Raw genomic sequence first — 7,532 nt, 5'->3', positions numbered from 1 at the left:
GAGTTGAACCTGCGGATCAAGCCGAAGAAGCGGCTGGTGCGTGAGCGGCCCGAGCCTCTGGCGGTGCCGGAGGCCATCAACCAGGTCTGGTCGATGGACTTCATGCACGACCAGTTGGCCGACGGCCGCAGCTTCCGGCTGTTCAATGTGCTCGACGACTTCAATCGCGAGGGGCTGGGGATCGAGGTGGATCTGTCGCTGCCGTCAGCCCGGGTGATCCGGTCGCTGGAGCAGATCATCGAGTGGCGCGGCAAGCCCGCTGTGATCCGCTGCGACAACGGCCCTGAATACATCAGTGGCGCGTTGCTGTCCTGGGCGCAGCGGCATGGCATCCGGGTCGAGCACATCCAGCCGGGCAAGCCACAGCAGAACGCCTACGTTGAACGCTACAACCGCACCATCCGCTACGCCTGGCTCGCCCGAACCCTGTTCGACACCATCGACCAAGTGCAGGACAAAGCCACCCGCTGGCTATGGACGTACAACCACGAGCGCCCGAATATGGCGCTCGGCGGCATCACACCAGCGATGAAGTTGGCGATGGCCGCTTAGCTCCACTTCTGGCGACCGCTAGAAGTGGGGGGATTACCCGGTGACATGCCCCATCCCATCCTTACCCCACTCGTCACGACCATCGTACGTGTTCCATGCATCAGCACCAATAACCAGGCTGTTCCATCATGCATACATCTCCGTCGCCGCAGATGCAGTCACGATGGATCGAGGCACGTCGCACGCAACGGCCACCGGTTCCTGCACCCAAGTGCGAGGAGGTGTCGCACACGCACCGCAGGGCCTTACTACAGCCACGCCATCCAGAGTCCAGCTAGCGTCGACCGCACGGCGACGATCGGGTCGGTCGGTCATGCAGGCCGGCTGCGGACCGGCGACACTTCGGCGGCTCGATCCAGCAATCAGGACGGCGAACGAATGCAAGGGCTTGAATCGAAAAACCCGAACCCCGACCGCTTGCGAGCGGAGCGAGATGTGACTGCATCGTCATCGCGCCAACACGCATTCGCACGCATGTCTATCTTGACGCCCATGGCACGGTTGCTAGGGCACGCACCGATTGCACCCGCTGCTACGTGCCTTGCGCACGGCCCACGCCATGCCCCAGGGAGCCCGCCAGTGGCGGGTACGAAAAAAGGACCCGTAGGTCCTTTTTTCGTGGAAGATGCCTTGAACGGCATCTTGAATGTGGAGCGGGAAACGAGACTCGAACTCGCGACCTCAACCTTGGCAAGGTTGCGCTCTACCAACTGAGCTATTCCCGCGTGGAGCGAAATTGTACAGCCTGTCACTTCGTTGCGCTAGTCCTGTCATCGTTGCCGATGCGAAAAACTGCGCATGCGATGTGGAGGCCTGGGCCGGAATTGAACCGGCGTACGCGGATTTGCAGTCCGCTGCATAACCACTCTACCACCAGGCCGAAACATCAAACCCAAGGCATCCTGCCTTGAAACAACGAGACCCGAAACGGGGCCTCGTCAAACACTGGAGCGGGAAACGAGACTCGAACTCGCGACCTCAACCTTGGCAAGGTTGCGCTCTACCAACTGAGCTATTCCCGCTTGGGAGGCGAAATTCTACAGCGAACAGCATAGGTGTCAACTGTTGCTTTCGATTTTCTTCGGTTTGTTGCTGATCGCCGCTTTTTCGTCGGCGCGCAGGCTTGGCCACGCCGCCTGCAGGTACTGGAATCCCGACCACAGCGTCAGTAGCGCGGCGATTGCCAGCGTCCAGTAACCGGCACGGAAGATCAGGTTGCCCAGCCAGATTTCGTGCGTAGGCATTTGTCCTGGCGTCACCGAATACAACAGGCAGAGCAACGCCACCATTTGCGCGGTGGTCTTGACCTTGCCGATCACCGCCACGCGCACCTTGGCACGCTGCCCGATCTCGGCCATCCACTCACGCAACGCGGAAACCGCGATTTCGCGCCCGACGATCACCGCCGCCCAGAACGCCATCCACGGCGTGGGGTGGCCCTGCACGATCAGGAACAGTGCCACGGCCACCATCAGCTTGTCGGCCACCGGGTCCAGGAACGCGCCGAACGCGGAATACTGGTGATAGCGCCGTGCCACCCAGCCATCCAGCCAGTCGGTGATGGCGGCCAGCGCGAACACGCCGGCGGATGCGAAATTGGTCCAGGTGTACGGCAGATAGAACACCACGACCAACACCGGGATCATCACGATCCTCAGCAGTGTCAGCCACGTGGGGATGGTCAACTTCATTACGGGCTCGACTCGCCTGGCGCATCGGGAAGCACCAGCCCGTGCAGGTTAGCGTAGATTCGTGCGGCGAGTGCGGCATTGACCCCATCCACGCGTGCGATCTCCGCTTCGCCAGCGGCCCTGAGACCGACCAGACCACCGAAATGCTTGAGCAGGCTGGCCCGGCGCCGCGGTCCGATACCAGGAATATCCTCGAGCTTGCTGGTCATGCGCGCCTTCTGGCGGCGCCCGCGGTGGCCGGTGATCGCGAAGCGGTGCGCTTCGTCGCGCACCTGCTGGATGAATTGCAGCGCCGGCGACGCGGCGCCCGGGCGAAGCTCACGGCCGTCGGCCATGATCAGCGCCTCGTGCCCTGCCCTGCGTTCCTCGCCCTTGGCCACGCCGACCAACAGCACGTTCTCCACGCCCAGGTCTGCCAGCGCGGCCTGCGCCTGCGCCTGCTGGCCGGCGCCGCCGTCGATCAGCAGGACGTCGGGCAGCACGCCGTTTTCTTCCACCGCGCGGCGGAAGCGCCGTTCGATCGCCTGGCGCATGGCAGCGTAATCGTCGCCCGGGGTGATGCCGGAAATATTGAAGCGCCGGTACTGCCCACGCACCGGGCCGCCGGCGTCGAACACCACGCATGAGGCGACCGTGGCTTCGCCCATGGTGTGGCTGATGTCGAAGCATTCCACGCGCTTGACCGGCTCGGCCAAGCCCAGCATTTCGCGCAAGGCTTCGCTGCGCGCGTGTTGCGCGCTCTGGCTGGTGAGTTCGGTCACTAGGGTCAGCTGCGCGTTGCGCGTGGCCAACAGCAGATAGCCGGCACGCTCGCCGCGCACGTTCCACTTCAGCGCCACCTTGTGTTCGGCAGCGGCGCTGAGTGCGGCTTCGATCAGCTCGGCATCGGGAATTTCGCGGTCCAGCAGGATCTCGCGCGGTGGCGAATGCTCGGCGTAGTACTGCGACACGAACGCGGCCAGGATTTCGTCGGCACTGTCTTCGCCGTTGGTCTTGGGGAAGAACGAACGCGTGCCCAAATTGCGGCCGTCGCGAAAGCTCAGCAACAGCACGCAGGCCTGGCTGGATTGCGTGGCGCAGGCCAGCACGTCCAGATCGGCGGCACGGCCATCGACGTACTGGCGGTTCTGCATGCTGCGCAGCGACGACAACAGATCGCGCAGGCGGGCGGCACGCTCGAATTCGAGCGCTTCACTGGCCTGCTGCATCGACTGCATGATCTCTTCGCCGAGCTGGTCGCTCTTGCCTTCGAGAAACATCGTGGCGCGTCGCACCGACTCGGCATAGTCGGGCGCGGCCACCAGGTCCACGCACGGCCCGCTGCAGCGGCCGATCTGGTACTGCAGGCAGGGCCGCGAGCGATTGCGGAACACGCTGTCTTCGCAGCTGCGCAGCTTGAACAGCTTGTGCATCAGGCTCAGCGTTTCGCGCACGCCGGTCACGCCGGTATAGGGGCCGAAATAGCGCCCCTGCACCGCACGCGGGCCACGATGCAGCGCAATCCGCGGCCAGTCTTCGCGCGTCAGCAACACATACGGGTAGCTCTTGTCGTCGCGCAGCGACACGTTATAGCGCGGCGACAGGGACTTGATCAGCTGGTTTTCCAGCAGCAGCGCTTCGGCTTCGCTGCGGGTCACGGTGACATCCATGCGCGCGACCTGCGAGAGCATCGAGGTCAGCCGCGCATTCTTCGGCGTGCCGTTGAAATAGCTGCCCACGCGCTTGCGCAGGGCGCCGGCCTTGCCGACATACAGCAGCGTGTCGTCGGCCGCGTACATGCGGTACACGCCCGGCGCGGTACTCAGTTGCGCAGCAAACGCCTTCCCATCGAAATCGGCTTTGGGCCTTGCGTTCATTCGTCTATCGCAACATCGCTCAATGCGCCGCTGGCCAGGTCGTACCGCAGGACGGCGTGGGCGTCGGTTTCAGCAATCCACACCGCACCTGCCGCAACCGCCAGCCCGGCCGGACCATGCAGCCGCCGTGGCAGCTCCACCGTGGTCAGTTCGCCGCCGCCCAGGCGCAGGCAACGCAACCGGCCATTGCCGGTGTCGGCGATCCACAGCAGCGGTGAATCAGCGGCCAGCGCGATGGCCTGCGGGAACTGCAGCTGCGCAGTGCCGCGCGGCCCGTCCTGATCACCGAACTGCCAGATGCCCTGCCCGCCGACCAGGGTCTGCACCAGATCGCCACGCAGCTGCATGGTGCGAATCGACGAGCCCAGCCCGTCGCAGACATAGGCCACCTGCTGGACCGCCGCCAGGCCTGCCGGCTGCGCGAACGCTGCCAGATGCCCGCTGCCATCACGGAGTTCGAGTGCACCGGTGCCGGCGCGCGCGCTCAGCGCGGCACGCCCCAGGTCGTAGCTCCAGATGCGGTTGTCGCCGGCCATGGCGATCAACACCTGGTTGTCGGCCACCGCCAGCCCTTGCGGGTAATTGAGTGCGGACGCGCCGGCAAAGGCCAGCGGACCTTCCACCGGGTCGCCGGCGCGACCCGTGCCGCACAAGGTATCCACCTGCCCGCTGCCCAGGTTGATACGGCGCAGTGCATGGTTGCCGGTGTCGGCGATGTACAACTGGTCGCGCTCCAGCGCCAGTCCCTGCGGGCGGCGGAAGGCGGCTTCGCCGATGCGGCCATCGATGAGATCGGCATTGCCGTGCCCGAACTGCCGCAGCACGCGCCCGCTGTGGGTGCACTCGAGTACGCGATGGTGCCCGGTGTCGGCAACGTACAGCCGGTCCTCGGTGGCAGCCAGCCCGGTGGGAAACCGCAATGCCAGGCGCGGCTCGGGCTCGCGCTCGGGCACGCCCTGCAGGTCGGCGTCGGACGGCTGCTGCTGGCCGTCGCACAAGGCGGCCAGAGCCTTGTCCAGATCGCCGGTGACGCCGACCAGCCGCTGGCGCTCGCGGCCATGCGCGTCGAGAAGCACCAGTGTCGGCCAGGATTCGATCCCGAACCGGCGCCAGGTTTCCCAGTCCCTGTCGAGCAGGATCGGCGCGCTGACGCCGTGCCCGCGCAGCTGCTTGAGCGAGCGCTGCAGCAGGCGCTCGCTGTCAAAGCGCGGTACCTGCACCACGATCAGCTGCAGGCGCCCGGGGCTGCGCGCCTGCCACTGCGCCAGCTCGGCCAGGCGCTCGGCACACCACACCGAGCTGGCGTTGACGAACGCCAGCACCAGCGCACGGCCGCGATGCTCCTGCAAGGTGGAGGGCCTGGCGTTGAGCCAGGTGGGAAATTCCGGCAGTTCCTGGGTGAGCTGGGCAGTCATGGAGTCATTATGCCCAAGCGTGATTAGAGGCGGGTGAGTCTGGCCACGGTCTGGCGCGCGGCGGTATCGACCAACTGCCAGACATCCTCGAAATCCTGGCTGCCGCCGGTGTACGGGTCGGGGATCTCGTCGCGTGCGTCCACACCGGCCCATGGCAACCACAGCGCGAGCTTGTCGCGCTGTGCCGCCGGTGCCAGCCGCTGCAGATCGCGCAGGTTGCTGGCATCTGCGCACAGCAGCCAATCGAAATGCTCGAAGTCTTCGCGTCGCACCTGCCGCGCACGCAAGCCGGAAATATCGACAGCGTGCCCGCGTGCGCAACGGATGGCGCGCGGGTCCGACGGCTCGTCGGCATGCCAGTCGCCGGTGCCGGCCGAATCAACCTGAATGCGCCGCGACAGACGGGCCTGCTCCAGCCGCGCACGCAAGGCGCCCTCGCCCATCGGCGAGCGGCAGATATTGCCCAGGCAGACGATCAACAGCTTCATGCCGACGCCACCTGCGCCTGTGCGCGTGCGAGATCGTCCGGGGTATCGATGCCGGGCGGAAACTGCTCCGGTGTCAACGCCACCGCGATGCGATGACCGGCTTCCAGGGCGCGCAACTGTTCCAGGGATTCGATGCGCTCCAGCAGGCCCGGCGGCATCGCCGCAAAGCGCTGCAGGAAGCCGGCGCGATAAGCGTAGATACCGATATGACGCAGCCACTGGCCGTCTTCCGGCAGTTGCTCGCGCTGGCTGGCGAAGCTGTCGCGATGCCAGGGAATCGGCGCGCGACTGAAATACAGCGCATCGCCGCCAGCGGTGCGGACCAGCTTCACCACATTGGGATCGAACAGCTCATGCGCGCTATCGACCTGCGCGGCCAGCGTGGCCATGTCGGCGCCGGACTGCAGCAACAGCTCGGCTACCGCGCGAATGCCGGCCGCCGGCGCGAACGGCTCATCGCCCTGCAGGTTGACCACGCAAGTGTCTGCATCCCAGCCTGCAATGCGTGCGCATTCGGCCAGCCGGTCGGTGCCGGACGGGTGTGCGCTGCCGGTCATGGCGACATGCACTCCCGCCAGCCCGTCCATCGCCTCGGCGATACGGGCATCGTCGGTGGCTACCCAGACCTGACCGGCGCCGGCCTGCAGTGCGCGTTCGGCCACGTGACGGATCATCGGGCGATCGCCGATGAGACGCAGCGGCTTGCCCGGCAGCCGCGTGGAGGCGTAACGCGCGGGCACGGCCACCACGAACGGCATGGCGGTGCCCGTTGCGTCCTGCGCCGCGGTGGGGCTGGAAGAGTCTGTTTGCACTTTTCGCTCACTTTGCTGAGAATAATTCGTATTCGCTCAATCGCCCGGCCGATTCATCGCCTCGGTAGCCGCAGCGACCACTCCATCAGTGTAGCGATCCTCATGACTCCCGATTTCGCCTCCACACGCCGCCGCCCGGCCCTGCGTCCCCTGTCCGTGGCACTGCTCTGGGTGCTCGCATGCCCCCCTTGCCTGGCACTGGCCGAGGATGCCGCCGAGCGTGCGCGCACGCTCGATACCGTCGAGGTGCAGGCCGAGCGCACCGATGGCTATACCCTCCGCAAGACCGACAGCGCCACCCGGCTGGCACTCACGCCGCTGGAGACCCCGCAGTCGGTGAGCACCATCTCGCGTCAACAGATGGACGATTTCGCGCTCAACAACGCCAATGAGGTGCTCGCGCTGGCCGCTGGCGTCAATGTCGAACGGGTCGAAACCGATCGTACCTATTACACCGCGCGCGGCTTCGACATCCTCAATTTCCAGGTCGATGGCTTGGGGCTGCCGTTCACCAACGGGCTTGCCGAAGGCGATGTGGACACCGCGATCTATCAGCGCATCGATGTGCTGCGCGGTGCTAATGGCCTGCTGTCGTCCACCGGCAATCCCTCGGCGACGGTCAATTTGAGGGTTGGCAGGGATTCGTGTAAAACACAGCCCAAAGTGGGCTAACTCGCTGTCAGCACAGAAATTTTTCACAACCTTCTGCCGATCCTCC

6 protein-coding genes, 3 tRNA genes and 1 pseudogene are annotated in these 7,532 nt (G+C 65.5%); 2 read left to right on the top strand and 8 right to left on the bottom strand.

What is annotated here, in order from left to right; all coding sequences use genetic code 11:
* Positions 1 to 552, top strand: a pseudogene (locus XCSCFBP4642_RS0109090) (IS3-like element ISXac2 family transposase); the annotation flags it as partial.
* 649 nt (positions 553 to 1,201) lie between these two features.
* Here the strand turns inward: XCSCFBP4642_RS0109090 and XCSCFBP4642_RS0109085 are convergent.
* From XCSCFBP4642_RS0109085 to kdsB, 8 genes are all read right to left on the bottom strand, one after another.
* Positions 1,202 to 1,277: transfer RNA gene (locus tag XCSCFBP4642_RS0109085), tRNA-Gly, on the bottom strand.
* Between the two features lie 81 nt (positions 1,278 to 1,358).
* A tRNA-Cys gene (locus XCSCFBP4642_RS0109080) sits at positions 1,359 to 1,432 on the bottom strand.
* A 66-nt stretch (positions 1,433 to 1,498) separates the two neighbouring features.
* A tRNA-Gly gene (locus XCSCFBP4642_RS0109075) sits at positions 1,499 to 1,574 on the bottom strand.
* Positions 1,575 to 1,610: 36 nt separating this feature from the next.
* Positions 1,611 to 2,243, bottom strand: a complete 633-nt coding sequence (gene pgsA, locus XCSCFBP4642_RS0109070; protein WP_029219502.1) for a CDP-diacylglycerol--glycerol-3-phosphate 3-phosphatidyltransferase — start codon at positions 2,241 to 2,243, stop codon at positions 1,611 to 1,613.
* A complete protein-coding gene (uvrC, locus tag XCSCFBP4642_RS0109065) occupies positions 2,243 to 4,099 on the bottom strand; it encodes an excinuclease ABC subunit UvrC (protein ID WP_029219501.1) in 1,857 nt (618 codons plus the stop codon). Before uvrC ends, pgsA begins: the two co-directional genes overlap by 1 nt.
* Positions 4,096 to 5,514 (bottom strand): hypothetical protein, encoded by a 1,419-nt coding sequence (locus tag XCSCFBP4642_RS0109060; RefSeq protein ID WP_029219500.1) that lies wholly within the window; start codon positions 5,512 to 5,514, stop codon positions 4,096 to 4,098. The genes uvrC and XCSCFBP4642_RS0109060 overlap by 4 nt, the downstream gene beginning before the upstream one ends.
* A gap of 23 nt (positions 5,515 to 5,537) precedes the next feature.
* Positions 5,538 to 6,002 carry a low molecular weight protein-tyrosine-phosphatase gene (locus tag XCSCFBP4642_RS0109055; RefSeq protein ID WP_029219499.1) on the bottom strand — a complete coding sequence of 155 codons (465 nt, stop codon included), beginning with the start codon at positions 6,000 to 6,002 and terminating at the stop codon, positions 5,538 to 5,540.
* Positions 5,999 to 6,760 (bottom strand): 3-deoxy-manno-octulosonate cytidylyltransferase, encoded by a 762-nt coding sequence (gene kdsB, locus XCSCFBP4642_RS0109050; RefSeq protein WP_033898185.1) that lies wholly within the window; start codon positions 6,758 to 6,760, stop codon positions 5,999 to 6,001. Before kdsB ends, XCSCFBP4642_RS0109055 begins: the two co-directional genes overlap by 4 nt.
* A gap of 156 nt (positions 6,761 to 6,916) precedes the next feature.
* Here kdsB and XCSCFBP4642_RS0109045 point away from each other — a divergent pair, with 156 nt between their 5' ends.
* Positions 6,917 to 7,486: a TonB-dependent receptor plug domain-containing protein gene (locus XCSCFBP4642_RS0109045; RefSeq protein ID WP_029219497.1), complete on the top strand. Its 570-nt coding sequence runs from the start codon at positions 6,917 to 6,919 to the stop codon at positions 7,484 to 7,486.
* The last annotated feature ends 46 nt before the right edge of the window (positions 7,487 to 7,532 follow it).

Source organism: Xanthomonas cassavae CFBP 4642 (genome assembly GCF_000454545.1).
Classification (GTDB): Bacteria; Pseudomonadota; Gammaproteobacteria; order Xanthomonadales; family Xanthomonadaceae; genus Xanthomonas; species Xanthomonas cassavae.
This window is presented reverse-complemented; position numbering and strand designations above follow the sequence as displayed.